This window comes from Alcanivorax sp. 97CO-5, assembly GCF_000524665.1.
Lineage (GTDB): Bacteria > Pseudomonadota > Gammaproteobacteria > Pseudomonadales > Alcanivoracaceae > Alcanivorax > Alcanivorax borkumensis.
Genome location: NZ_KI965888.1, coordinates 220,772 through 246,721 on the forward strand (window position 1 = coordinate 220,772; position 25,950 = coordinate 246,721).

Genomic DNA, 25,950 nt, shown 5'->3' on the forward strand with positions numbered 1-25,950 from the left:
CAGCCTCGCTCCTCTCTGCCACAATGTGCCCGCCTGAGATGATTATCATCCTGAATTGATGACCCCAAGGAGTGCCGATGTTGCTGGCCATTGCCGCCGTGATTGGCGGGCTGATACTGCTGGTATGGAGTGCGGACAAATTTGTCGAAGGGGCGGCGGGTACGGCGGTTCATGCCGGTATGCCGCCTCTGTTAATCGGTATGCTGATTGTGGGCTTTGGTACGTCTGCCCCGGAGATGGTGGTGTCGGCGTTGGCGGCGCTGGAAGGCAACCCGTCTCTGGCGTTAGGTAATGCCTACGGGTCGAATATTTCTAACATCGCCCTCATTCTAGGGGTAGTGGCGGTAATGAGCCCGATTCTGGTGAATTCCGCTATTCTCAAGAAAGAGCTACCGATTCTCACACTGATTACCCTACTGTCGGGCTATCAGCTCATCGATGGACACATTTCTCGCCTAGATGCCTGGGTGCTGATTGGGGTGTTGGCGGTACTGATGGGCTGGTCTATTTATGCGGCGATGACGGGCAAAGCCGATGTGCTCGCCGGAGAAGTGGATACGGATCTGGCAGAGCACCCGCTGCCGTTGAATAAAGCGTTGCTATGGTTGGTGGTGGGGTTGATTCTGCTGGTGGTCAGCTCTCGGGCGCTGGTGTGGGGCGCAGTCTTGATTGCCCAGTCCTTGGGCGTCAGCGATTTGATCATTGGCCTTACTATCGTTGCTCTTGGCACCTCTTTGCCGGAACTGGCTTCCAGCATTGCGGCGGTGCGCAAGGGCGAACACGATATAGCCTTTGGTAACGTGCTAGGCTCGAATTTGTTCAATACGTTGGCGGTGGTCGGTATCGCCGGCGCCATCAAACCCATGACTGTGGATGCAGGCGTTTTGCAGCGCGACTGGTCTCTAATGATGGGGCTGACGCTGATGCTGTTCGTCATGGGTTTCGGCCTGTGGGGCCGTAAGGGCCAAATAACCCGAGCTAACGGCGTTGGTTTGCTGGTGGTTTATGTGGCATACATGGGTTATCTGGGGTCTACCATGCTGGGGGGCGGTTGACTTCGCTTGGGCTCGGACGGACGGCTTCGGTTTTATCCGAATGACGAGAGATAAGGAGGCGGCAGGGTATGCGGGACTCGGGAATATCGGAAAAACTGGAACAGCGTGCTTTTCTGTTCTCCCTAGTGGCGGTGAGCGCCGTGTTTGCCTTGCTGATTCAGCCTTTCTTTGCGCCTATCTTTTGGGCCTGCGCAATTAGTGTGATTTTCTATCCTTTGCATAAACGCTTGCTGGCTCGCTGGCCGACACGACGTAATTTGGTGGCGCTGTTTACCCTGATGCTGTGTGTAGTGCTGGTGGTGATTCCTGTGCTGGCGGTGGCGACCTCATTCGTCACCGAAGGGGTCGGGTTGTTTCAGAAGGTGCAAAGCGGTGAGATTGATCTGGCCAGCTATGTGGACAAGGTCAAACACGCTTTTCCGGGAGTGCAATCTCTGGCAGAGCGTTTTGATGTGGACCTTGAAAAAATCAAAGAACAGGCGGTCAAGGCGTTTACTGGCGCCGGTCAGTTCCTCGCTAAACGGGCATTGGCGGTAGGGCAGAATACCTTTCAATTCTTCCTCAACTTGGGCTTGATGCTCTATCTGGCGTTTTTCCTGATCCGCGATGGTGACTCCATGGTGGCTATGCTGATTAGGGCTCTGCCTCTAGGCGATGAGCGTGAAGAGTTACTGTTTGCTAAGTTTGCGGAAGTGACCCGTGCCACCATTAAGGGAAACCTGCTGGTGGCGATTACGCAGGGTGCTTTGGGCGGGCTGATTTTTTGGTGGCTGGGCATTCCTGGCGCTTTACTGTGGGGGGTAGTGATGGCGGTACTGTCACTCATTCCTGCGGTGGGTGCAGGGCTGATCTGGTTCCCGGTGGCGTTGTATCTGTATGCCGTGGGCGACATGAAGGAGGCCACCGTCCTGATTTTGTTCGGGGTGTTTGTGATCGGCCTGGTGGACAATATCCTGCGCCCGATTCTGGTGGGCCGTGATACCAAGCTGCCGGACTATGTGGTGCTATTTTCCACCCTGGGTGGTTTGGCCATGTTTGGTATCACTGGGTTTGCCGTTGGTCCTCTGCTAGCGGCTCTTTTTGTCGCGTTTTGGGGTATCTTTATCCGTGAATTTAACGAGGAGGATGTGCCTGGGTTGCCGGTCCAAAGCGCGCAGGCTGAATCCTCCTCCGGGAGTGAACAGCGATGATTTTTCTGCGATTGGTGATGGCGGCGTCCGTTGTCGGTTTGTCTGCATTCGGTTGTGATGAAGACGATGATCTATTCTCCGACAGCACTCGGCTGTACTTCCATAATCAGCTTACCCAGGTAGGTGGCGGCAGCGAAGACGATATTACCGTGGATTTGTTCGTGGATGACCAGAATTCGGCACTGGAAAGTGACGTGGACTACACCACGCGGGGCAACGTGAGTGTCAATAGCCTGGATCTGGATGATGACAGCCAGTCGGTGGCCTTCGATGTTCGTGGTAGCAGTTCAGGCAGCTCGCTGGTCAGCGGCCCGATCAATCGCACTCTCATTGCCGGCAATCGTTACACCGTGGTGCTGATGGGGGATACCACCTTAGATAATCGCCAGCTGAAAACCTTCAGTCATCAGAAAATGGATGTAGCCAGCGGGCAGATTCGAGTTCGCTTTATCAATACTCTGTCGCGCTTATCCGGAGATGAGTTGAGCGTTACCTCAAGCAGTGGCATTCCCGGCGGCCAACCGCTTGTGAGTGGATTGGAATATGCCGATGGCAGCAGCTATGTATCACTCAGTGCTGGCAGTAACCTGACCGTTACTATCAACAATGAAACTCAGGGCGTAATGATTGATGAGGTGAGCTGTAGTGTTAGCAGCGGTCGCAGCTACGACGCAATCATCGCTTATACGGAATTTGATAGCGACGACGACCAGATCTCCTTGTACTGCCAACCGTTCACAAACTAAACGTCAGCTAGCTAGCTCCAGGGCTCCCTAGAAAAACCCCTGAAAGGCCAACCAATACCAAAAAGTAGGGCATCGGTGTGATTACGATGCCCTTTTGCGTTTTATTCATGCCATGAACCAAACAGTCAGGCACTTCCTTTTCCATTGACGCCATCCCAAACTGGCCTACGGCAACGCCCTTTGCTACTGCGCCACCATTGGACAGCTAATGACGCTTTCAGGCGATGTCGGCACGGTTAGTTAGTGGCCGGGTTTCGCGAACAATGGGAAATAAGCGGTGATTTGCTCAGGCTTTTGGCATACTCGCGCCTCCATTGAATCAGCGGAGTCTCTTGTATGTTCAAGGTCAACGAATACTTCGATGCCAAGGTGGCATCCATTGCGTTTCAAACCGAAACCAAGCCAGCCACAATCGGTGTTATGGCGCCGGGTGATTATGAATTCGGCACCAGTGAACACGAGACCATGACCGTAACCAGCGGTGCCCTAACGGTTAAGTTGCCGGGCAGTGCCGATTGGCAAACCTTTGTTGCTGGGGAAACCTTTGAGATTGAGGCTGACCAGAAATTCCAGGTGAAAGTGGCTATTGATACGGCCTATCTTTGTCTCTACGGCGAATAATTCGCTAGGCCAGTAGCAGAAGCGCGTCTGCCAAAACAGGCGCAACATCAGAGGGATGCCTGATGTCATTATTTTTAGCCAGGGATGGCGCCACTCTGTGCCAGCGTTTGCTGGGTCGAGGTTAACCGCTGCTGATGCGGCGTGATCTGGCAGGCCGTTGAGCCCGTTACCTGATCAGTCTTTCAGGCTGGCTTTCCTTCGTGTTTCCTTTCCTGCGTTGTTCCCAATTTGTGGTGCCGCTGCTGAGCAGCCATTAGCGTTCACTTGCGTCTTGAGCGATCTTCAGCGGCAGGATTGCCGTACTGTTTTGCTCCAATAGTGGAATGCTATTTCGGCGCGTTTCTTTTTCTCGTTACCATAGTTACTCCTGCTGGAATAGATGCGGAGATATTGGGTGGTTTCTATTCATACCTCAGCCCCTGCGTTGTCTCTTCGCGCGGGGAGCGCTGCCATTGCGCATTTGCGCGAACATGGACTGCGGGCCGCCGATGTGGATATCGTTCCCGGCGCTGCCGGCGGGCCAAAAGCGTTAGGCATCAACGGCCTAGACCAAGCGGTGTTCGGGGATTTTTTGCCCACCGCGCCGCGCCCGCGGACCTTGATTGGCGCGTCTATCGGCAGCTGGCGGTTTGCGGCCATTACCATGGGCGATGCCCGCGAAGGCCTGGCCCGTTTGGCTGCGCTCTATACTCAGCAGCGTTTTCCTAAAGGCATTACCGCCAAAGAGATAAGCCTGCGCTGCGCGCAGATGTTGTCGGAACTGCTGCAGGATCGGGATCAGCGGATTCTGCATAATCCGGATTACCGGCTGGTGATTGTGATGACCCGCAGCCGTGGGTTGATGGCCCGTCAGGGGGGGCTAGGGTTGGGGCTAGGGCTGGCAGGCTTGATTGGCACCAATTTGTTTAGCCGCCGAGCTATCGGCTGGTTTATGGAGCGTGCGCTGGTTTATCCGCAAGGGAATGCTTTGCCGTTGGGGGTGCTCAATGATTTCACCACCCACCATGTGAATCTGCGGGCGGATAATGTGCGGGCGGCATTGTTGGCCAGTGCCGCGATTCCCATGGTGCTGGACGGCGTCACCGGCTTGCCCGGTGCTCCAGATGGCGTGTATCGCGATGGCGGCCTGGTCGATTATCACCTAGACCTGCCTTATCAGAGTGAAGGTATTGTGTTGTTCCCGCATTTCACTGATCGGGTAATCCCCGGTTGGTTTGATAAACCGTTGCGGTGGCGCAACGGCGACCCGCAACGCTTGCGCAACCTGTTGCTAGTGTCCCCGTCTCGCGACTATTTGGCACGCCTGCCCCACGGCAAGCTTCCCGATCGTACGGATTTCAAACAGTATCGTGGTAATGACGCTGGTCGCGAGGCTTATTGGCGCAAGGCGGTGGCTGAAAGTCAGCGTCTTGGCGATGAGTTTCTGGAGTTGGTTGAAACCGGCAAACTAGTTGATCGTTTGCACCCTCTGTAAGCGCAGCCACTGGGCAGGGTGGCGTTTGACGGACAGTTCCTCGTAGCCGTGTTAGGCTCGCTCTCCTGATTCAGCTAGAGGGACCATGATGACATCTACTTCACCATCCTCATCGAACTCCAGCAGCTGGGCACTGACTCGCGCACTTGTCCATCAGTATCAGTGGTTCCACGTTATTTTAGGTTTGATTGGTAATGGCACCTTTGTCGTTGGCAGTGTGTTTTTTCTTTGGGAAAGCTGGCAGCAGGCTGGCACTTGGCTGTTTATTATCGGCTCGGTGGGCATGTTGATTGGCAGTATCGGCAGCGCCATCGTGACCTACGAACGCAGTAAGGGTCGCCATCCCGGCGAGGTAGATAATCGGCAGGACGTTACGTGAACGGCACCCCACAAACCGATACGGCATCCTTGCCCACTCTGACCCTGGTTCGCCAGTTATGGCAGCAGACTTGGCCTATGGCCATGGGCGTCATGTCCCTATTGGGCTTTTATCTGGTCGACAGTATCTTTGTGGCCAGGCTGGGTACGGAGCCGCTGGCCGCCCAGTCGTTTACTTTCCCGCTGGCGTTTCTGGTTATCGGCGTTCAGGTGGGCATCGGCATTGCTATTGCCGCGTTGATTTCTCGGGCTATTGGCGCTGGCCAGCAAGAACAAGCCAATCGGTTGGGTGCGTTGGTGTTGGTCGGTGGCGGTCTACTGCAAGGTATGTTGGTGCTGGTGTTATGGCTCATCCAAGAGCCGGCGTTTAGGTTGCTCGGGGCTAGCGAAGAGATTCGCGCCATGATCCGCCCCTTCTGGGCTTTGCAGGTGCCGGCCATGTGGGTAGGCGGGGTCGTGTATTTTGGCTACAGCCTGTTCCGTGCCCACGGCAATACCCGTTTTCCAGGCATGATGATGGTAGCGACCAGTTTGCTGAATCTGTTATTGGATCCGATTCTTATTTTTGGCATTGGCGATTGGCAGGGCTTGGGTTTGCCCGGTGCGGCATTAGCGACGCTGTTGGCGTTTTCCATCGGTGGCGTCATTGTGGCGTATGCCTTGCGGGGCAAAGGTTGGGTGCAACGCCATGGCATGGTGGCGCAGGTGCGCGTGTCTGCTTGGCCGTTTGCACAGATTGCCGGTCCGGCCATGGTTAGCCAGCTAATGCCGCCGCTGGCCGCCATGGTGGCTACGGCCTTGGTGGCCCGTTCCGGCGATCAGGCGGTGGCGGCTTGGGGCATGGCCAGTCGGTTGGAAGGTTTCTCCATTGTTTGGGTGCTGGGGATGACCATGGCGCTACCGCCCTGGCTGGGGCGCTGTTATGGCAGCAACGACTGGGCCACGGTGCGGCGGTTGATGCAGGTGGCCGCCGGCATGGTGATTATCTGGCAGGTGGTGCTGGGGTTGGTGATGGCGTTCTTTGCCGCGCCGTTGGCCAGCGTACTGGTGGATACGCCGGCGGTGCAGGCTTATCTAACCGTACTGATTCGCTGGATTCCGCCTAGCTATGGTTTCCTTGGCGTATGCATGCTGGTGGTATCGGCCAGCAATGCGCTGGGCTGGCCCATGCGTGCCATGGTGATTTCCTTCCTGCGTTTGTTCCTGTGCTACTTGCCCTTGTTATGGTTGGGTTTGGAGTTTGGTGGTTTCGGTGGCTTTGCTCTAGGGGCCGCACTGGGCAATGTGCTGGCCGGAATCATGGCGTGGGGTTTCTATCAACAAGCGTTGAGGGAAGATCACTTGAGCGTTCAAGCACGATCAAACTGAATACGGATTGCCTATCTTGCTCTCGCCTTACATCCGCGAAGATATTGAAAAGTCTGGCACCGCTTTTCTGTTGTTGCTGTGCGACAAATACGCGGGTATGCACAGCTTTTGCAGCAGCCTAGTCGTTAACGCCGAGGAGATAGATCCAGGGCGTCGTCGCGGTGGTCATCCATATTTCGATGATAACTGTCGGTGTGCGAGGTGCAGAACTCTTGTGGGGGCGGGTACGTTAGTATCCGCAAGGCGCTACTTACGTCGATTGGTAAGTTGAACGATAGCGCCTTCCTGGACGTTGCTTAACCGTAATGTAGGAGCAACCCTCGGAGCTGATGGTTTATGTAATCTGTGCTTTCAGCGCTTCGATTTCGTGGGCATCGCCATTGCGAGCAACAAAGGCCGTCCAGTTATCTGTTCCCTGGCTTTGAATGGCTTTAGCAACTCGGGGTAACTGATCCTCGGGCAAATGCCCAAACAGCCCCAGCAGGCTGCTGTCGTGAGCTTGGCGTAGTGCTTGGTTCAGGGCCTGGGGTTGACGCTCGGTGAGCACCTCTAGCGCTGGCGTTAGGTGGGCGTGGTCCAGTAGCGAGAACAAAGGAAGTAGCTCGTCCCAGCTATTTTCTTCGGCCACGGTGGTGATAAGGCTTTCTATAATAGTGTCTTCACGTAACTTGGGCACGTTGACCACAGTTTGTTGATGCGCATTATCCATGGCGTTAACGGCCTGTAATAGATTGGTCCACAGGCGTTGCTCACTGGCCACATCGATAATATGGCTGAGTACGGTTTCGCCTTGCTCGGCCACCAAGTTCCCCATTTGGCCGCGAAGCTGAGTATTCAAATGGCCGTTAAGTGACAGCACAGCGGGCCATAATTCATGATCGGTGGCCGCTTTCAATGTAGCGCGTTGCTGGGTTTCACTGAGTAAACCGAGCAAAGTATTGAGCGTGCTCTTATCTTCTAGATACAGCGAAATTTTCACCATGGCTTCGCCATCCTCTACCGAAGCGGTAACCGCTTTCAATGCAGAGGGCTGAATCACGTTTACAAAGCGGGCAAGGGTGATGTGTTCATTCATGGCCAGTAATGATTTGGCCACAGTGGCAACAATTTTGTCGGGCATGGCGGCCAGCAGAGCGCGAGAATATGTCGGCTCAAGGTGGATGCATAGCTTGGCGAGAAAGTCGTTGGGTAGTTTGTCCGCTAGTTTGATAGCGCGGTCGGCGGGTAGCTCGGATGCAATGCCCGCCGCCAATACCGAGCCGAGCACGGTGGTGGCCAACTTGGCGCTGGCGCCGGTGGGTACCAGTTTGCTGATGCCTGCCAACCGTTGATAGCTATCCTGATGTTGCTGATAAAAAAAGCTGGAAATACGGGTGCGGAATGCGGCCAGGGACGTTAGATCCTGGCCCTCTAGAAACGCCATGTCTGTTTCATCGGTTTCCAGTAATCGGCTCAGTTTGAGTAGCTCTGCTTGGGTTTCAATATGCATGCTTATACTCCAGCTTTAACCGAACAACATTTTTTTGACTGGCCGGCGGAAAGGCCCCGGTACGACGTTCAAAGCATTATTCATGGCTCTTTCTACGCGAGCGTCTTTGCTTGCTAAGGCGGCAAGTACCGCATCAGCTAACGTGTTGGCTTGATCTGCGGGCAGGGATTCAATAAAGGCTAGCGCATCGGCGGGCAACCCTTTTTGCTTTAAGGTACTAATGGAGTCAGACATGGTTCCTCCTTCAATTCAGGCGTTACTATGCCAGCAAAGAATAAGGATGACTGTTGCCGAAAAGCCGCTTTCGACTGGCGCTTGAGAAAATGTTGGGGGAGAGCATTTTATCTGTTGCAACCTATTGCACACAGTGGAGCCGGCGATTGTCTGTGCAAGCTTGCTGCTAAGGTGTTTCTGAAAAAAAATTTGCGGTTTTTTTGGCAGAGCGGGCGTTTTGCTCTTTAGGGTGCAGAGCTGGAGCCTTCACAACGGAAATGGCATGAAGGCTCCGCAAAAGAATTATTGAATGTTACTGCCGACCTCGACGATTTTCAGGGTATTGGTGCCACCGTGGGCGTCGGCATAATTGCCCTTGGTGATCAGTATCCGGTCGCCAGTCTGCACTACGCCCATGTCTTCTAACATGCTCACCGCTTTGCGGTTGACGGTGTCGCTAGCCAGTGCGTGACTGTCGAAGGGCATGGCATATACACCACGTAAAATGGCGACTCGGCGCTGGCTGGAGGGGTAGGGGGTGAATGCATAGATGGGCATGCCAGAGCGTAATCGAGACATTAGCCGCGGGGTGTTACCAGTTTCCGTCATGGCAATAATGGCGGCCACGTTGCTGAGTCGGTTGGCTGCCTGCATGGCGGCCATGGCGATCACTTCGTCAATGTTGTCGGCGTTGTCGTTGATCGGCCGATCAGCCCTGCGTTCCTGCCAGGTACGCTCGGCGCCAAGGATGATCCGGTCCATGGCCTGTACGGTTTCTTTGGGAAAGTCGCCGACCGCGGTTTCCGCTGACAGCATGACGGCGTCGGTGCCGTCGAGTACCGCGTTGGCTACGTCTGAGACCTCTGCCCGGGTGGGTTGTGGGCTGTGGATCATGGATTCCATCATCTGGGTGGCAGTAATCACGAAGCGATTTAACGCTCGTGCCCGGCGGATGATGTGCTTCTGCACGCCGACAAGTTCCGCATCACCAATTTCCACGGCCAAATCGCCACGCGCCACCATCACTCCGTCGGAGGCATTGATAATGGCATCCAAGGTGTCGTCGTCTGCCACGGCTTCGGCGCGTTCGATTTTGGCAATGATGTCACCTTTGCCGCCGGCTTCTTGATAACGGCGGCGTGCTTCGTTTACATCCTCCGCGTCGCGGGGAAAGGAGAGCGCGAGAAAATCCACCTCCATGTCGGCGGCGGTGATGATATCCGCCAGGTCTTTCTCGGTAAGGGCGCGGGCACTGAGGCCGCCACCTTTGCGGTTTACGCCCTTATGATCCGAGAGTTCACCGCCCACGCGCACCGTGCATTCCACCCGGGTGCGGTTGATGGTGTTTACTTCGAGTTCCAGCAGGCCGTCATTGAGTAGCAGGATATCGCCGGGCTCACAGTCGCTGGGTAGTGGTGGGTAACTGACGCCCACCTGCTCGGTATCGCCTGCGTCATCTGACAGAGCAGTATCAAGCGTAAAGGGTTGGCCGGCGGTGAGCATGATGGGGCCGTCGCGAAAGCAGCCAATGCGTATCTTAGGCCCTTGCAGGTCGGCCAGTATCGCTACGTGTTCGCCGCGTTGCTCGGCGCAATGGCGAATCTGTTCGGCGGTATCGCGATGGGTGTCTGCGGTGCCGTGGGAAAAGTTCAGCCGAAACACATTAACGCCCGCCCCAATCAGCGTATCGAGCATGGAGAGGGGGGCAGAGGCGGGGCCAACGGTGGCAACAATTTTGGTGCGGCGCAGCGGGTGCTGAGAGGTGCGAGGAGGCATGCGTATCTTTCCGGCAATCATTTCGAATTAGCATACCACGCAGAAGCGAACGAACGATGACAGTCTGCAGGCTTCTTTGTGGTGTCAGCATGATTTCTCAAAAGGGTCTCGCAGGTCGGTGCTGCTCCGCAGTTTTTGCAGCGAATGGTATGACGATGGGAGAAAAGAAAGCCCCGTTCAGCGGAACGGGGAAAGGGGATACCGGTGCCGATGTAAGGGGCTTTACCCGTGATGTCTAATGAAGCATGGCGAAGGCACAGGCCTGCGCCTGGCTGAGACGAAGAAAATCGCCCATGCCCATTGTTATCACTTCGGTGTGTGTGCCTGCATTGAAGGCCAACCAGTCTTCGCTGAGCAAGGTGTTGTCCACATACACCTTCATGCCGTACAGATTGCCGAAAGGCGGCTCGCCGCCAGGTTCGCAAAGTGGGAAACGGCCCTTGAAATGGTCTTCGTTGGCTAGCTTAACGTGATTGGCGTTGAGGGCCTGGCGCAGTTTGTTCGGGTCCAGATAGTGATTGGCGGGGAGTACGGCCATAACCAGTTCGCCATCTGCTTCAACAATCACCGGTTTGGCCATATTTCGGCTGGGTATATGAGCGGATTGCGCTACTTCAGAGGCGGTAACGGCGGGCGCGTGGTTGTAGCAGTGGTAGCTGACCTTGTTGTTGTCGAGAAAATCTGCCAGAGCGCGGGCGGGCATGATAAACCTCCTCCCGGAACAGGATGGCCGGGCTCGGGGAGCGGGGGCTAACAAACAGCTTGTGGCTGAAGCGAGAACACGCTCCGTGACGGTATGTTTAGTTAAGAGTAAAACGCGGCGCGCAGGAGGGGAAATACGAATATGCGCTAATGTTTATAGCGAAGGAGTCTAGCTACAAGCGACAAAAAGAGATGAGGAAGGCTGGAGGACGGTTTCCGGGGTTTCTTATCAAATTTTCACGTTTAAATGTTCAGCTGCATTGCACGGGCAGGGCGGTTATCGGATGGTGCCGCCCCGGCCCGTGTTGTAGCGTGAAGCTTAACGGTGCCTTTTCACATCCCCAGATTGTCGAGAATACGAAGGTTAGGGCCGGCTTGGTTCATGGTGTAGAAGTGCAAGCCCGGTGCGCCCATGGCCAGCAGTCGCTCGCATAAACGGGTAACCACTTCTTCACCGAATGCTTTCACTGCAGCGTCATCATCCTTGATGTCGTTAAGCTTGCTTTGCAGCCAGCGCGGCACATCGGCGCCACAGGTATTGGAAAAACGTAACAGGTTGGCCACGTTGAGAATGGGCATGATGCCGGGGTAGACAGGAGCGTCACAGTCAATCTTTTGTAACGCATCCATATAATAGCCGTAGGCATCTGCATTGTAGAAATACTGGGTTAGGCCGCTGTTGGCGCCGGCATCTACTTTGCGTTTGAAGTGCGCAATATCATCTTCGAAGCTGCGCGCTTGCGGGTGCATTTCCGGGTAGGCTGCCACTTCCAGGGTGAAGTGATCGCCGGTTTCCTGGCGGATCAATTGCACCAGTTCGTCGGCGTATTTAATCTCGCTCTGGGCGTAACCCATGCCGGAAGGTAAGTCGCCACGCAGGGCAACGATGCGTTGCACGCCTGCTTCTTTGTAGCCGTTGACCAGCTCCAAGATTTCTTCGCGGCTCTGACCGATGCAGCTCAGATGCGGTGCGGTGTCGCCGTGTTGCTCGCGCAACTTATTGACGGTGTCGCGGGTATTGTCACGGGTGGAGCCACCAGCACCAAAGGTGCAGGAAAAAAACGCGGGGTTCTTGACCAGCAGTTTTTGCTGCGTCGCCAGTAGCTTTTCTTTCCCCTGGTCGGTTTTTGGCGGAAAGAATTCAAAACTGATTCGTTTCATTGGGAACTCGCTTCATGCTGCACACCTCACGCCCCACGCGTGTTGCATGATGCGTGGGGCGTACCAGTGTTTAGTACTTATAATGTTCGGGCTTGTAGGGGCCGTTCACGTCTACGCCGATGTAGTCGGCTTGCTCTTTGCTGAGCTTGGTGATCACACCACCAAAGCCTTCCACCATGTAGCGGGCCACTTCTTCATCCAGCTTTTTGGGCAGCACTTCTACCTTGAGCATTTTTTCTTTCACGGCATCAGAGTGGTTGGCGTAGCCCTGGTCGAACAGGTACATCTGCGCCAGTACCTGGTTGGCGAAGGAGCCATCCATGATGCGGCTGGGGTGCCCGGTGGCGTTGCCCAGGTTGACCAGGCGGCCTTCGGAAAGCAGCAGCAGGAAATCGCCTTCAGCTTTATTGCGCCATACTTTGTGGACTTGGGGTTTTACTTCTTCCCATTCCCAGGTTTCGCGCATGAAGGCGGTGTCCACTTCGTTGTCGAAGTGACCGATGTTACAGACCACGGCGCCTTTCTTGATCGCCTTGAGCATGTTGGCGTCGCACACATTGAAATTGCCGGTGGTGGTAACCAGCAGATCCGTGTTGCCTAGCAGATCGGTGTTGATGGAGGCTTCGCTGCCATCGTTAATGCCACCTTTGTATTGGCTGACTACTTCAAAGCCGTCCATGCAGGCCTGCATAGCGCAGATTGGATCGGCTTCGGTGACTTTCACAATCATGCCTTCCTGACGCAGGGACTGGGCGGAGCCCTTGCCCACGTCACCGTAACCGATAACCAGGGCTTTCTTGCCAGACAACAGGTGGTCGGTACCGCGCTTGATGGCATCGTTCAGGGAATGACGGCAACCATATTTGTTGTCGTTTTTGCTCTTGGTGACAGAATCATTCACGTTCACTGCGGGCACTTTCAATGTGCCTTTGTTCAGCATCTCGTAGAGACGGTGTACACCGGTGGTGGTTTCTTCGGTAATGCCGTGAATGTTGTCGAGCATGGCCGGGTAGGTTTCGTGGATGTAGCCGGTCAGGTCGCCGCCATCATCGAGAATCATGTTAGCTTCCCACAGTTCACCGTTGCCGTCGCGACAGGTCTGCTCGATGCACCACATGTACTCTTCTTCGGTTTCGCCTTTCCAGGCAAACACGGGAACACCGGCAGCAGCGATAGCGGCCGCGGCGTGGTCCTGGGTAGAGAAGATGTTACAGCTGGACCAGCGTACTTCGGCGCCCAGGGCAATCAGGGTTTCGATCAGTACGGCGGTCTGAATGGTCATGTGAATGCAGCCAATAATTTTGGCGCCTTTCAGCGGCTGCTCGGCACGGTATTTTTCACGAATAGCGATGAGTGCCGGCATTTCGGTTTCGGCAATATGGATTTCTGAGCGGCCATAATTCGCTAGGGAAATATCCGCGACTTTATAATCAGTAAAGGTGCCTACTTTCGCGTTCATTCTGTTTCTCCGCTTGCACGTAACATGCTAAACGCATTACGTGGTGCTAGTCGGCTCGCTGTGTGGCGAGCCCCAAGGTGTTAGGTATGCCTGCCTGCGGTGTTTGTGTGCAGGTAAGCGTTTAAAGTGCTGCTTTAAGCGCTTCGGTTTTGTCGGTTTTTTCCCAACTGAAGCCTTCGCGGCCGAAGTGGCCGTAGCTGGCAGTGGGGCGATAGATCGGCTTGCGTAGGTCGAGCATTTCAATAATGCCGCGTGGGCGCAGATCAAAGTGTTCGCGTACCAGGTCGACGATGGCGCTATCGCTAATTTTGCCGGTGCCAAAGGTATTTACCGAGATAGACGTGGGCTCGGCCACACCAATGGCATAGCTCACCTGAATCTCGCACTTGCTGGCCAAGCCCGCGGCGACAATGTTCTTGGCCACGTAACGTCCGGCATAAGCAGCGGAACGATCCACCTTGGACGGGTCCTTGCCAGAGAAGGCGCCGCCGCCGTGGCGGGCCATGCCGCCGTAGGTGTCGACGATGATCTTGCGGCCGGTGAGGCCGCAGTCGCCCATGGGGCCGCCGATCACGAAAATCCCGGTGGGGTTCACGTGGTACAGGGTGTCCTTGTGCAGCCACTCTTCGGGCAGCACCGGCTTGATGATTTCTTCCATCACCGCTTCACGCAGATCCGCGAGCTTGATGTCCGGGGAGTGCTGGGTGGAGAGTACTACCGCATCCACAGCTACCGGCTTGCCGTTGTCATAACGCAAGGTCACCTGGCTTTTCGCATCTGGGCGTAACCAAGGCAGGGTGCCGTTCTTGCGCAGCTTGGCTTGGCGCTCTACCAAGCGGTGGGAGTAGTACACCGGGGCGGGCATCAGGGTGTCGGTTTCGTCGGTGGCGAAGCCAAACATCAGGCCTTGGTCGCCGGCACCCATTTCTTTCTCTTCCGCTTCGTCTACACCGATAGCAATGTCGGCGGACTGTTTGCCAATGCCGTTGAGCACGGCACAGCTGGCGCCATCGAAGCCTTTTTCTGAGCTGTCGTAACCGATATCCAGAATCACTTGGCGAACGATGTCTTCCAATTCCACATAGGTATTGGTGCGCACTTCACCGGCAACCACGGCCATGCCGGTTTTTACCATTGTTTCTACCGCCACGCGGGCGTGGGGGTCATCTTTGATGATGGCATCCAGAATGGCATCCGAAATCTGGTCAGCCATTTTATCCGGATGGCCTTCGGATACGGACTCGGAGGTAAAGATGGAATATTCACTCATTACTGGAGTGCTCCCGTGATTCATTGATCGTTGCGTTGCCTTCAATAGGCGCGAAAAACATGAGTTGAAAGTGTAAAGCTCAACTCTTCCTGAAGGTGCGTACCTGCACCTGAAAACCATTGCGCAGGGCCAGAAACTGGCTTTCCTGCAACTCAAGACCGGCGCGGCCGGCCCAATCCACTAGATCGGCTTCATCAAAGCCGAGCCAAAAATCACCGCAAGCCTCGTGGGCCCAGTGCTGATCATGCCGGCACAGGTCGGTGATCAGCAGAGTGCCGCCGGCCTGCAATTGTGCCGCGGCGGCGCGGATCGCGCTGGCCGGGGCGGGCAGATGGTGCAGCACCATGTTTAGTACCACCGCGTTTGCCGCAGGTAAGGTTGCCGCGCTGGCAGGCCATTCGCCGCAGATCAGTTGCACATTGTTCAGTGCTGCCGCCTGCAGTTGCTGGCGGGCTCGGGCCAGCATGGCTTCGGCGTTGTCCAGCCCGGTTACCGTATCAAATCGTTGTGACAACTCCTGCAGAAAGCGCCCGTCTCCAGGGCCGATCTCCAGAGCCGAGCCGCCTTGGGGGCACGCGCGCACCAATAGTTCCAAGGCTTGTTCGGCGTATTGCGAGTAGTCGGCAATCAGCTCCTGCTTATCGTCCCCGGCTTCCCCGTGGCGGGCAAAAAAAGCCCGGCTCTGTTCCGCTCGTTGGCTTTGCACCTGTTCCAGTCGCCCAGCCACTTGGAAATCCAGTGCTCCATTGTCCAGCTCTTCAAGCAGGGCGCCGTGAAGAGCGCCTTCCGTATTATCTGGCTGAGGCAGGCGACGACGGTAAAAAATGGAATTGCCTTCGCGGCGTTTTTCCACCAGCCCGCCGTTGGTGAGCACCTTTAGATGGTGGCTCATACCGGACTGCTTCATGGCCATGATCTCGCAGAGCTCCAGCACGCCGAAGCTGTTCTGCCCCAATACTTGCAGCACCTGCAGGCGCAGCGGGTCACCAGCGGCCTTGAGAAAGGCTGCCAGGCGGTCGGTAACATCCGGTGGAGAGGGGGCCAGTGCAGTCATGGTGGCGCAGTTTAGCGCAACTGAAAACTAAATCAAAATAAATTGATATAGGTCTGTCTGTCAGCTTAACCCGTTGCGTGCAACAGGCCCATACGCGGTATGCAGAAACTAGGCAGCGGCGAGCTCTGGGGCGTGCGGCTTGTAGGCGTTATCGGCTTGAGGGACAATAGCGCCCCTTTTCAGCCACCAGCCAGTTTGGAGCCCTGCATGTCCAGTGCACCCGCCCGCCGTGAACTCGCCAACGCTATCCGTGCCCTGAGCATGGATGCGGTACAGAAAGCCAACTCCGGGCACCCCGGTGCGCCCATGGGCATGGCGGATATCGCCGAAGTTTTGTGGCGCGATTTCATGCGACACAACCCGGCGGACCCAACCTGGGCCGACCGCGACCGCTTTGTGCTCTCCAATGGCCATGGCTCCATGCTGCTTTACAGCCTGCTGCATTTGACCGGTTACGGTGTCAGCCTGGATGACATCAAAAACTTTCGCCAGTTGGGTAGCCCCACTGCCGGACACCCAGAATATGGTGACGCTCCGGGCATCGAAACCACCACTGGCCCGCTGGGGCAGGGGATTGCCAATGCGGTAGGCATGGCGCTGGCTGAGAAGATGCTAGCGGGGCAGTTCAATCGTGATGGGCACACCATTGTTGATCACAACACCTATTGCTTCCTGGGTGATGGCTGCATGATGGAAGGGATCTCCCACGAAGTGGCATCCCTGGCAGGCACCTTGGGCTTGGGTAAACTGGTGGCCTTCTACGACGACAATGGCATTTCCATTGACGGTGAAGTGGAAGGCTGGTTCACCGACGATACCGTAGAGCGTTTCCGCGCCTACGGTTGGCAGGTGATTCCTAATGTCGACGGCCACAACGCGGAAGAAATAATGGTGGCGGTGGAAAATGCCCGCGCCAACACCTCCCAGCCTACGCTGATCTGCTGCAAAACCATTATCGGTTTCGGTAGCCCGAATAAGCAGGGCAAGGAAGATTCCCATGGTGCCGCCCTGGGCGAAGACGAAATCACTCTGACCCGTAAAGCGCTGGGCTGGGAGTACGGCCCGTTCGAGATCCCCGCGGACATTAAGAGTGCCTGGAATGCCAAAGAGGCGGGTGCCAAAGCGCAGAGTGAGTGGCAGCAGCGTTTCGATGCTTATCAGGCTGCGTACCCGGAGCTGGCCGCTGAGTTTACGCGCCGCATGGCTAGCGAGCTGCCGGCGGATTTTGCCGAGCAAGCGGATGCCTATATCCGTGAGTGTCAGGAAAAAGGCGAAAAGGTGGCGACCCGCAAGGCCAGCCAGAATACGTTGGACGCTTTCGGCCCGCTGTTGCCAGAATTGGCTGGCGGCTCTGCCGACCTGGCCGGTTCCAACAACACCATTTGGAAAGGCTGCAAATCGGTTACCGCAGACGATGCCAGCGGCAACTATATTCACTACGGCGTGCGCGAATTTGGTATGACCGCCATCCAGAACGGCCTGTGCCTGCACGGCGGCCTACGCCCCTACGGCGGCACCTTCCTGGTCTTTATGGAGTACGCCCGCAACGCGGTGCGCATGGCGGCGATCATGCACCAGCCGAACATTTTGGTTTATACCCACGATTCCATTGGCCTGGGCGAAGATGGCCCAACTCACCAGCCCATTGAGCAATTGGCCAACTTGCGCCTGACCCCGAACATGCGCACCTGGCGTCCTTGTGACACGGTGGAGTCGGCGGTGTCCTGGAAGCAGGCTGTATTGCGTCAGGATGGTCCGTCTGCGCTGATTTTCTCTCGTCAGGGGCTGCCCTGCATGGAGCGTGGCAGCGAACAGCTGGCTGAGATCGAAAAGGGTGGCTACACCTTGCTGCAAACGGGTGAAGACACTCCGGACGCGATCATCATTGCCACCGGTTCTGAAGTGGAGCTGGCGGTGATTGCGGCTAGAGCGCTCACCGGTAAGAATATTCGCGTGGTGTCCATGCCCTGTGTGGAAGAATTTCTGGCCCAGGACAAGGCGTACCAGGACAGCGTGTTGCCAGGCGACGTGCGCGCCCGGGTCGCGGTAGAAGCCGCCATTGCCGATTACTGGTTCCGCTTTGTGGGCCTGGACGGCAAGGTGATTGGCATGAACAGCTTTGGCGCTTCCGCTCCGGCGGGGGATTTGTTCAAGCACTTCAATATCACCGCTGAAGCCGTACAGGAAGCAGTGGAGTCGTTGTTGTAATGAAACGCCGGACGCCTGGTGCTGGGCACGTGACGCTGTTGCGGAGCGCTGTCTAATGCGCATCGCCATTAATGGCTATGGCCGTATTGGGCGTTCTTTTGTCCGTGCTCTGGCCGAGCGCGAAGGCGCAGGTTGGCAGGCGCCGTTTACGTTGGTGGCGATCAACGACAAGGGCCGCCCGGAAGATTTGTTGTACCTGACGCGTTACGACACCACCCACGGGCGGCTGGCGGAGCCGGCTGAGTTGATTGATGGGATGCTGCGTATTGGCAAACAGACGCCCATGTTGCTGGAGCAACCACAGCCAGAGTTGCTGCCTTGGGGTGAGCTCGGGGTGGACTTAGTGCTGGAGTGTTCCGGGCATTTTCGCAGCCATGCGGGCGCGTCTCGTCACCTACAAGCCGGTGCGAAAAAAGTCATTATCGGTGCGGTGCCGTTTGATCAAGCGGATCAAATCGTGGTGTACGGCGTCAATCATGAGGACGTTCGTGACGACAGCCAGGTGCTGTCGGCGGCGTCTTGTACTACGCACTGCATTGCTCCGCTGCTGCAGCGGCTAGACCAGCAGTATGGTGTTCAGCAGGTATTGATGAAAGAAATCCATGCTTACACCTCGGATCAGACCTTGCTGGATCACGTTCATCGGGACCCGCGCCGGGGGCGGGCCGGAGCACAGAACATCGTGCCCACCACCAGCAGTTCCATTGGTGCGGTACAACAAGTATTGCCGGCGCTGGCTGGGCGCATCAATGGTGACTCCATTCGAGTGCCAACCCTAAATGTGGCTATGGTGGAGCTGACTTTGCGGTTGGAACAGACACCGGATGAAGACAGTCTTAATCAGTGGCTACACCAACAGGCAACCGTGTCGGCGGGCCTGATTGGCTACAATGACGCGCCGCTGGTCAGCGCGGATTTTAATCACCGTACAGAGTCCGCGATCGTTGATGTGACTCAGACCCGAGTGCAGGGCGATATGGTGCAAGTAGTGGCTTGGTACGACAACGAATGGGGTTATGCCAACCGATTGTTGGACTGGGTGAATGAATTAGCTTTGAACAAGGCTGGATGCTCTAAGCTGGGCGCCTGACGTGTTGCTTAAACGTTTGGCGTCAGCATGGCGTCTGGCAGAATTTAATGAGGTAGGAACGAAATGAACTTCAAACGCATGACCGACCTGGATCTGGCAGGCAAACGCGTTCTGATCCGTGAAGACCTGAACGTGCCGGTGAAGGATGGCAAGGTCACCAGTGATGCGCGCATCCGTGCCTCATTGCCGACCATTGAACATGCGCTCAAGGCCGGCGCCAAGGTGATGCTGATGTCTCATCTGGGGCGTCCAACCGAAGGTGAGTATGCGCAGGAATTTTCTCTGCAGCCGGTGGCCGATCATTTGGGAGGTCTGCTGGGCCGTGATGTACCGCTAGTGAAAGATTGGCTGGGCGGCGTCGAGGTGGCGGACGGTCAGGTGGTGTTGTGTGAGAACGTTCGCTTCAATCAAGGTGAAAAGAAAGACGACGAAGCACTGTCACAAAAAATGGCGGCACTGTGTGATATCTATGTAATGGATGCCTTTGGTACGGCACACCGTGCGCAGGCATCCACCCATGGGGTGGGCAAATTTGCGCCTGTGGCATGTGCCGGCCCGCTGCTGGCCAATGAGCTGGATGCCTTAGGTAAGGCGCTGGATGCACCCGCCAAACCCTTGGTGGCCATTGTGGGTGGCTCCAAGGTGTCCACCAAGCTGGAAGTGCTGGAATCGTTGTCGGATAAAGTGGATCAGTTGGTGGTTGGTGGCGGTATCGCCAACACCTTCCTGGCCGCTGCCGGGCACCCGGTGGGTAAGTCTTTGTATGAAAAGGACCTGATTCCTGCCGCACAGAAAATTGCCGAGAAGGTACACATCCCGATTCCGGTGGATGTGGTTACTGCCAAGGCCTTTTCTGAATCCGCCGAGGCGGCGACCAAGAAAGTGGAAGACGTGGCCGACGACGACATGATTTTGGATGTGGGCCCGCAAACAGCTCACATCGTGGCGGCACTAATGAAAGAAGCCAAAACCATTATTTGGAATGGTCCGGTGGGTGTTTTTGAATTTGATCAGTTTGGTGAAGGCACTCGTGAAATGGCCCTGGCCATCGCCGATTCTGATGCTTTCTCCATTGCTGGCGGTGGCGACACCCTGGCGGCGGTGGATAAATACGGCATTACCGATAAGGTTAGCTACATCTCTACCGGTGGTGGTGCCTTCCTGGAGTTTGTGGAAGGTAAGGTGCTGCCGGCAGTGGCTATGCTTGAGGCACGGGCGAAGGATTGATAAAACGCCGAATGCTCGACGCCGAAGGCCTGACGACAACTCGTACGTTAGGCGTTTGGTTTTTGACATCGGGTTGTAATGGACGAAGCATAGGCGGTGCGCGCGCATCGCAAACGGATAATGAAGGGGAAATACCATGGCACTAGTAAGCATGCGACAGCTGCTGGACCACGCTGCCGAGTTCGGCTACGGCGTACCGGCTTATAACGTGAACAATGTGGAACAAATGCGCGCCATTATGGAAGCCGCGGACAAAACCAACTCCCCGGTGATCGTGCAGGCGTCTGCTGGAGCCCGCAAATATGCAGGTGCGCCTTTCTTGCGTCATCTGATTCTGGCGGCCACCGAAGAGTTTCCACATATTCCTGTCGTTATGCATCAGGACCATGGCACCAGCCCGTCTGTTTGCCAGCGCTCTATTCAGCTGGGCTTCTCCTCGGTGATGATGGATGGGTCCTTGGGTGAAGATGGCAAAACCCCCACCGATTACGAGTACAACGTGGAGGTAACTCGCCGCACTGTGGACATGGCGCATGCTTGTGGTGTGTCTGTTGAGGGTGAGCTGGGTTGTCTGGGTTCTTTGGAAACCGGTGAAGCCGGTGAAGAAGACGGTATTGGTGCGGCCGGCAAGCTAACCCACGAGCAGATGCTGACCGACCCTGAAGAAGCGGCTGACTTTGTGCAGAAAACCAAAGTGGATGCCCTGGCGATTGCTATCGGTACCAGCCACGGGGCCTATAAATTCACTCGCCCACCCACCGGGGATATTCTGGCCATCGAGCAGATTAAAGCGATCCATAAACGCATTCCGGATACCCACTTGGTGATGCACGGCTCTTCTTCCGTGCCGCAGGACTGGTTGGCGATCATTAATGAATTTGGTGGTGAAATTCCGGAAACCTACGGTGTGCCGGTGGAAGAAATTCAGGAAGGCATCAAGCACGGTGTGCGTAAGGTCAACATCGATACCGACTTGCGGTTGGCGTCCACCGGGGCAATCCGTCGCTTCCTGGCCCAGAACCCAGCCGAGTTTGATCCACGTAAATACCTGAAAGAATCCATCACTGCCATGCGAGATATCTGTATGGCCCGTTATGAAGCTTTTGGTACGGCGGGTTATGCGGACAAGATCAAACCGATCAGCTTAGAAAAGATGTTCCAGCGTTATGAATCCGGTGATTTGGATCCACGGGTTAAATAAACGTCGCCGAACGCTTTCGGTTATAGGCCGCACGCGGATCGACAAAAAAACCGCGCCCAACCGGGCGCGGTTTTTTTGTGTATCGCTACATTAGCGAGTGGCCTTGATTTTCTCGCCGTCCTTACCGCTCAACACCAGTATGCCATCGGCATTGATGCGGGCCTGAGAGATATCGCCAAGCGTATTGAGAAATTTCTGTTCCAGTTCCATCAGCGGTTTGGGGCAAGCCATCATAGTGACGCCGCCAGTAGTAATGGTGAAGAGGCCCTCATTCTGCACATAGGTGGCCATGTAGTTGTTACAGCCGGCGTTGCCTGCTACTTGTCCAGGTTGATGGAAGTTCAGGGAGAGAGTGGCGTCAGTGATGTTTTCACCGTTGAGAGAAATTACTGACCAGGCTTCACCCCGCAACTGGCTTTCCTCGACCATGGTATGGACTCCGCTGCTCGGTTGTCCTGTGCACGCGGCCAGTAACAGGGCGCTGCTGCTCAAGAGCAGCGGAAGGCGAAATCGACTCATGGGGATTCCTTGATGCGTTGTTGGGTTAAGTCATTAGTCTGCGGCGGCTGGCATATGGTTCCCTGCGGTGGCCGAGCTTATTGATATGGCGCAAGGTGGAACCAGTCAACGGGTGACAAGCGTTGACTGGTTGCCCGTGAGGAGGACAATGCACTCAGGCCATTTCCGCTCTTAACAGACTAAGATGATCGACCATGCTCAATACCTTTCTGCAGTTTTACGTTGATCACCAGTGGCTAGCGTTACCGCTGGCGATGTTGTCGGCGGTGGGGGTAGGGATCCTTTGGATGGGCTGGCTCACCCTGATGCTGACCGCTTTTGGTCAGCGGCTGTGGTTATGGGGTTTTGCCATTCTTTTGCTGCCAGTGCCGGCCTCCCAATGTTTCGCACTGCGCCACCCAGCGATGAACCCCTGGGCAAACCGCTTAGTAATGTGGGGGTTGTTGATATCGCTGCCCATGCTGGTGTTGACCGGCTGGTGGGCCTGGGTGGCACTGACGCAGCCCTCACCGGTTCCGTAATCATGTCGCGTTGTCGTGTAGCCAGTGCGTGGGTTTGTCTGGTTTGGCATAGCTGAGCCGCCCCATGGATTGGCTGCGGTGGTAGCTATCGAGCCCGGATAAAGCCACCGTGCCTGCCCGTTCAATATTTACAAAGCCATCGTTCTCTACGGCATTGTCTGGAAGTAAAATATGCTCAATGGCGCCGATCACCAAAACGGTATCGTTAACGGCTAACGTTTGAGTTTCGATCACCACCATTCCCAATTTAATCCGCGCCTCTTCCACGAAGGGTGCCTGGAAAGCGGGTAGGTAAGATGGCGTCAACCCGGTGGCAGTAAATTCGGAAATCTCACGGGGGTAGCGAGCAGAGGTCTGATGTGCCGCCTTTAGGATATCCTCATGCACTTGGTTCAGAGTATAAACTCCAGTCGCCGCTAGGTACTCGAGACTGTGTCTATCAACTGAATGAGGACGCATGATCATCCCCATCAGGGCAGGGTCGGCACCGAGGTGGAAACAAGAGCCGACCATGGCCAGGTTTTCCTCTCCACCGTCTGAGCAGGTGCCGACAAGATTGGCGCTTTTGAAGCCGGATAAGCTGTTAACAAGGTTGATTCGTTGACCGCGCGGTAGATCGTTGAGTGTATCTGCGGTTAGATGCATGGTGTGATTCCTCCTAGGCCCGTATTATCAGTGCCTGCCGTGAGCAAACCGTGGAGGCCCGTTACCGGTTATGGCTAATCCTTTCGATCGCGATCAGATTATTCAGCAATGGCAGCCCCTTAATTGGGAAGCCTTTGATCCTCTGAGTGAATCCAGCCAGCGTTATGTGGCGTACTACGGCCTTAATTTTGCCGAACAGCTGCCGGATCTGGAACACGGCTTCGGTTATTTCGAGGCGGCAGGGTACATGCTTTCTGTGCATGGTTGGCGGCCACGAGGGGCACAACCTCCCAAGGGCACGGTGTTGATTTGTCATGGATACTTCGACCATGTGGGGTTATATCGGCATGTGATTGGCCATGTGCTGGAGCTGGGTTACGCCGTGCTGGCCTATGACTTGCCTGGCCATGGTTTGAGTACAGGACCGCAGGCCGTGATTGCGGATTTTCGCACTTACCGTGATGTGCTTGAGCAGTGCTTGTCGTTGGCGGCGAACCACTTTCCCAAACCTTGGCATGTAATAGCTCAGAGTACTGGTGGCGCCATCGTGATGGATTATTTGCTGAGCCGAGGAGAGGGCGATGATAATCCTTTCGAGCAGGTTATCTTACTGGCTCCTTTGGTGCGCCCCTTTAAATGGGAGACCGCTCGCTGGCTGCATACGCTGATCAGCCCGTTTACGAAAACATTGAAACGGGTTTTCACTATTAATTCCAACGACCCTGATTTTCTCGATTTCCTGGAAAATAAAGACCCACTTCAGGCGCGCAGAATTTCAGCTATTTGGGTGAGTGCTTTAAAGAAGTGGTTGCCGGGTTTTGAAAAAGCATCACGGATAAAGGTATCGCCGGTGGTGATTCAAGGCGATTTAGATGAAACCGTGGACTGGCAATATAACCTTAAGGTGATTAGAGCGAAGTTTGAAGATCCGGATATTCGGGTTTTGCCAGGGGCTCGGCATCAGCTTGCCAATGAGAATGAGACGTTCAGACGTAAAATATTTGCAATTATTGACGAGTACCTCGTTTAATGCTCATGTTTTACGCTTTGTTACTTGAGCTCGTAGCGGCTTTGTAAGAATGTGGTTGCACGGTTCCCGACTAGGGAGTTTTTAGTTTTTACAAGGAGTCTATGATGAACAGTAAATGGATGCTGGCCGCTGCGTCAGGTGCGGTTTTGTTGAGTCAAGCTGCGGTCGCAGACCTGAATGCCGGTGTTAATGCTGCTGTGAATGCTCAGGCAGACGCCAGTGCTGCTGAACAAACTGTTCGTGATCAGCGTGATGCGGCCAAGGCAGACGCCAAGCAGATGGGCAAAGATGCACGGGCGCAGCGTGATAAAGTGGAAGGCGATATCAAAGCTCGGCATGAAGCAATGAAAGAAGACGCCAAGGCTAAGCGTGATGGCATGAAGAGTGACGCAAAAGCCATGGGCGATGATGCCCGTGCTAAGCACGAAGCTAACATGAAAAAAATGGAAGAAAATCGTGATGCTGCGCGCCAGCGTCAGGAAGATGCGCTGAATAACGCTCAGGGCGCAGGTGCCAATGCTAACGTCGAGATGAAAGCCGACGCGGCAGGTGTCAATGCTGAAGCGAAAGTCGATGCAAAAGTAGACGCTGAAAAAGAAGAAAAAGCGTGGTTTAATTTCTGGGATTAATATTTACAGCGCCAGACAAAAAAAGCCGCTATTTGCGGCTTTTTTTTAGTCTCGCGCACTGAGTGTGCGGGGGCTGGCAGGAACGGAGTAGCGTTCTCTCGTCATTCCGCGCGCCCCTCGTTTAATGCCGCAATGGCGCCTTCGGGCAGCGATATCAACTTCTCTCAGTGATGATGCGATTCCTCAGGCGCAATAGAGGTTTTTAGCCAAATTTTCGATGAATCTGTTATCGCTTCAGTATTGGTTTACGGCACCACTTTTTTCGCCGACCAGAACAATATCTGCAGGGCGTTTGGCAAATAGCCCATTGGTGACAACGCCGACAATATTATTGAGCGTGGTTTCTAGTTCAATGGGATTGCTGATGTCCAAATTATGTACATCTAGGATGATGTTGCCGTTATCGGTCAAAAAACCTTCCCGATATTGCGGCTGCCCGCCTAGTGCGACTAGTTTACGTGCCACGTAAGAGCGCGCCATGGGGATGACTTCTATAGGAAGAGGAAAGGCACCTAGACGGTTTACCTGTTTGGAACCATCAACGATGCAGATGAACTCTTTGGCCATGGCCGCGACAATTTTTTCGCGGGTAAGCGCGCCGCCCCCGCCCTTGATCATTTCCCGGTGCTGGTTCACCTCATCGGCGCCGTCGACGTAAACCGATAGGCTGCCCACATCATTCAGTGAGAATACTTCGATGCCGTGTTGCTTGAGCCGCTCGGCGGTGGCCTCCGAGCTGGCGACGGCACCCTTGATTCGGTCTTTCAGGGTAGCTAGTGCGTCGATAAAAAAGTTGGCGGTGGAGCCGGTGCCCACGCCGATGATGTCCCCTTCTGGGACGAAACGCAGCGCGGCTTCTGCTACCTGCTTTTTCAGCACATCCTGATCCATGTGGGTATCCTGTCGTCTTGTCGGTATGTGTCG

General features: G+C 55.4%; 25 protein-coding genes. 14 read left to right on the top strand and 11 right to left on the bottom strand.

The window, feature by feature from the left end; all coding sequences use genetic code 11:
• Positions 1-77 precede the first annotated feature (77 nt).
• The 7 genes from Y017_RS07060 (at position 78) to Y017_RS07090 (ending at position 6,832) form a co-directional block, all read left to right on the top strand.
• The gene (locus Y017_RS07060) at positions 78-1,055 is read left to right on the top strand and encodes a calcium/sodium antiporter (RefSeq protein WP_035459895.1); all 978 of its coding nucleotides are present in this window, start codon (positions 78-80) and stop codon (positions 1,053-1,055) included.
• A 68-nt stretch (positions 1,056-1,123) separates the two neighbouring features.
• Positions 1,124-2,245, top strand: a complete 1,122-nt coding sequence (locus Y017_RS07065) for an AI-2E family transporter (protein WP_035459899.1) — start codon at positions 1,124-1,126, stop codon at positions 2,243-2,245.
• Complete coding sequence (locus Y017_RS07070) at positions 2,242-2,991, top strand: hypothetical protein (protein WP_011589898.1); 750 nt, start codon at positions 2,242-2,244, stop codon at positions 2,989-2,991. Before Y017_RS07065 ends, Y017_RS07070 begins: the two co-directional genes overlap by 4 nt.
• Positions 2,992-3,327: 336 nt before the next feature.
• Complete coding sequence (locus Y017_RS07075) at positions 3,328-3,612, top strand: pyrimidine/purine nucleoside phosphorylase (protein ID WP_011589897.1); 285 nt, start codon at positions 3,328-3,330, stop codon at positions 3,610-3,612.
• Positions 3,613-4,006: 394 nt separating this feature from the next.
• Positions 4,007-5,086, top strand: coding sequence for a hypothetical protein (locus tag Y017_RS07080; RefSeq protein WP_035459902.1), 1,080 nt, complete (start codon positions 4,007-4,009; stop codon positions 5,084-5,086).
• Between the two features lie 85 nt (positions 5,087-5,171).
• Positions 5,172-5,465 carry a YrhK family protein gene (locus tag Y017_RS07085; protein ID WP_051428724.1) on the top strand — a complete coding sequence of 98 codons (294 nt, stop codon included), beginning with the start codon at positions 5,172-5,174 and terminating at the stop codon, positions 5,463-5,465.
• Positions 5,466-5,542: 77 nt separating this feature from the next.
• On the top strand, positions 5,543-6,832 hold the full coding sequence (locus tag Y017_RS07090) for an MATE family efflux transporter (RefSeq protein WP_035460140.1): 1,290 nt from the start codon (positions 5,543-5,545) through the stop codon (positions 6,830-6,832).
• A gap of 334 nt (positions 6,833-7,166) precedes the next feature.
• Here Y017_RS07090 and Y017_RS07095 read toward each other — a convergent pair whose 3' ends face one another.
• The 8 genes from Y017_RS07095 to Y017_RS07130 form a co-directional block, all read right to left on the bottom strand.
• A complete protein-coding gene (locus tag Y017_RS07095) occupies positions 7,167-8,321 on the bottom strand; it encodes a hypothetical protein (RefSeq protein ID WP_011589893.1) in 1,155 nt (384 codons plus the stop codon).
• 15 nt (positions 8,322-8,336) lie between these two features.
• Positions 8,337-8,555, bottom strand: a complete 219-nt coding sequence (locus tag Y017_RS07100; protein ID WP_035459905.1) for a hypothetical protein — start codon at positions 8,553-8,555, stop codon at positions 8,337-8,339.
• 282 nt (positions 8,556-8,837) lie between these two features.
• Positions 8,838-10,331, bottom strand: coding sequence for a pyruvate kinase (pyk, locus tag Y017_RS07105; protein WP_011589892.1), 1,494 nt, complete (start codon positions 10,329-10,331; stop codon positions 8,838-8,840).
• A 214-nt stretch (positions 10,332-10,545) separates the two neighbouring features.
• Entirely contained in the window at positions 10,546-11,013 is a 468-nt protein-coding gene (locus Y017_RS07110) for an aminoacyl-tRNA deacylase (protein WP_011589891.1), read from the bottom strand.
• A gap of 332 nt (positions 11,014-11,345) precedes the next feature.
• Positions 11,346-12,173 (bottom strand): methylenetetrahydrofolate reductase [NAD(P)H], encoded by an 828-nt coding sequence (gene metF, locus Y017_RS07115; RefSeq protein ID WP_011589890.1) that lies wholly within the window; start codon positions 12,171-12,173, stop codon positions 11,346-11,348.
• 70 nt (positions 12,174-12,243) lie between these two features.
• A complete protein-coding gene (ahcY, locus tag Y017_RS07120) occupies positions 12,244-13,632 on the bottom strand; it encodes an adenosylhomocysteinase (protein ID WP_011589889.1) in 1,389 nt (462 codons plus the stop codon).
• A 121-nt stretch (positions 13,633-13,753) separates the two neighbouring features.
• The gene (metK, locus tag Y017_RS07125) at positions 13,754-14,902 is read right to left on the bottom strand and encodes a methionine adenosyltransferase (protein WP_035459910.1); all 1,149 of its coding nucleotides are present in this window, start codon (positions 14,900-14,902) and stop codon (positions 13,754-13,756) included.
• A gap of 79 nt (positions 14,903-14,981) precedes the next feature.
• Positions 14,982-15,956, bottom strand: coding sequence for a metalloregulator ArsR/SmtB family transcription factor (locus Y017_RS07130; protein ID WP_011589887.1), 975 nt, complete (start codon positions 15,954-15,956; stop codon positions 14,982-14,984).
• A 207-nt stretch (positions 15,957-16,163) separates the two neighbouring features.
• On the opposite strand from Y017_RS07130, the gene tkt reads away from it, so the two are divergent.
• From tkt to fba, 4 genes are all read left to right on the top strand, one after another.
• Positions 16,164-18,164, top strand: coding sequence for a transketolase (gene tkt / locus Y017_RS07135; protein ID WP_035459913.1), 2,001 nt, complete (start codon positions 16,164-16,166; stop codon positions 18,162-18,164).
• 55 nt (positions 18,165-18,219) lie between these two features.
• Positions 18,220-19,254, top strand: a complete 1,035-nt coding sequence (locus tag Y017_RS07140) for a type I glyceraldehyde-3-phosphate dehydrogenase (protein ID WP_035459914.1) — start codon at positions 18,220-18,222, stop codon at positions 19,252-19,254.
• Between the two features lie 63 nt (positions 19,255-19,317).
• On the top strand, positions 19,318-20,481 hold the full coding sequence (locus Y017_RS07145) for a phosphoglycerate kinase (protein WP_035459916.1): 1,164 nt from the start codon (positions 19,318-19,320) through the stop codon (positions 20,479-20,481).
• 136 nt (positions 20,482-20,617) lie between these two features.
• Entirely contained in the window at positions 20,618-21,682 is a 1,065-nt protein-coding gene (fba, locus tag Y017_RS07150) for a class II fructose-bisphosphate aldolase (RefSeq protein WP_011589883.1), read from the top strand.
• Positions 21,683-21,772: 90 nt separating this feature from the next.
• On the opposite strand, the gene Y017_RS07155 is transcribed toward fba, so the two are convergent.
• Positions 21,773-22,201, bottom strand: coding sequence for an META domain-containing protein (locus Y017_RS07155; RefSeq protein WP_011589882.1), 429 nt, complete (start codon positions 22,199-22,201; stop codon positions 21,773-21,775).
• Positions 22,202-22,395: 194 nt separating this feature from the next.
• Here Y017_RS07155 and Y017_RS07160 point away from each other — a divergent pair, with 194 nt between their 5' ends.
• Positions 22,396-22,722, top strand: coding sequence for a hypothetical protein (locus Y017_RS07160; RefSeq protein ID WP_035459917.1), 327 nt, complete (start codon positions 22,396-22,398; stop codon positions 22,720-22,722).
• On the opposite strand, the gene Y017_RS07165 is transcribed toward Y017_RS07160, so the two are convergent.
• Positions 22,723-23,367 carry a flavin reductase family protein gene (locus tag Y017_RS07165; RefSeq protein WP_035459919.1) on the bottom strand — a complete coding sequence of 215 codons (645 nt, stop codon included), beginning with the start codon at positions 23,365-23,367 and terminating at the stop codon, positions 22,723-22,725. It abuts the gene before it with no gap.
• 70 nt (positions 23,368-23,437) lie between these two features.
• On the opposite strand from Y017_RS07165, the gene Y017_RS07170 reads away from it, so the two are divergent.
• Both Y017_RS07170 and Y017_RS07175 read left to right on the top strand, forming a co-directional pair.
• Complete coding sequence (locus tag Y017_RS07170; RefSeq protein WP_035459920.1) at positions 23,438-24,397, top strand: alpha/beta hydrolase; 960 nt, start codon at positions 23,438-23,440, stop codon at positions 24,395-24,397.
• 104 nt (positions 24,398-24,501) lie between these two features.
• On the top strand, positions 24,502-25,026 hold the full coding sequence (locus Y017_RS07175; RefSeq protein WP_231483431.1) for a hypothetical protein: 525 nt from the start codon (positions 24,502-24,504) through the stop codon (positions 25,024-25,026).
• A gap of 234 nt (positions 25,027-25,260) precedes the next feature.
• Here the strand turns inward: Y017_RS07175 and rpiA are convergent, their stop codons facing one another.
• The gene (rpiA, locus tag Y017_RS07180) at positions 25,261-25,917 is read right to left on the bottom strand and encodes a ribose-5-phosphate isomerase RpiA (protein WP_035459925.1); all 657 of its coding nucleotides are present in this window, start codon (positions 25,915-25,917) and stop codon (positions 25,261-25,263) included.
• Positions 25,918-25,950 lie beyond the last annotated feature (33 nt).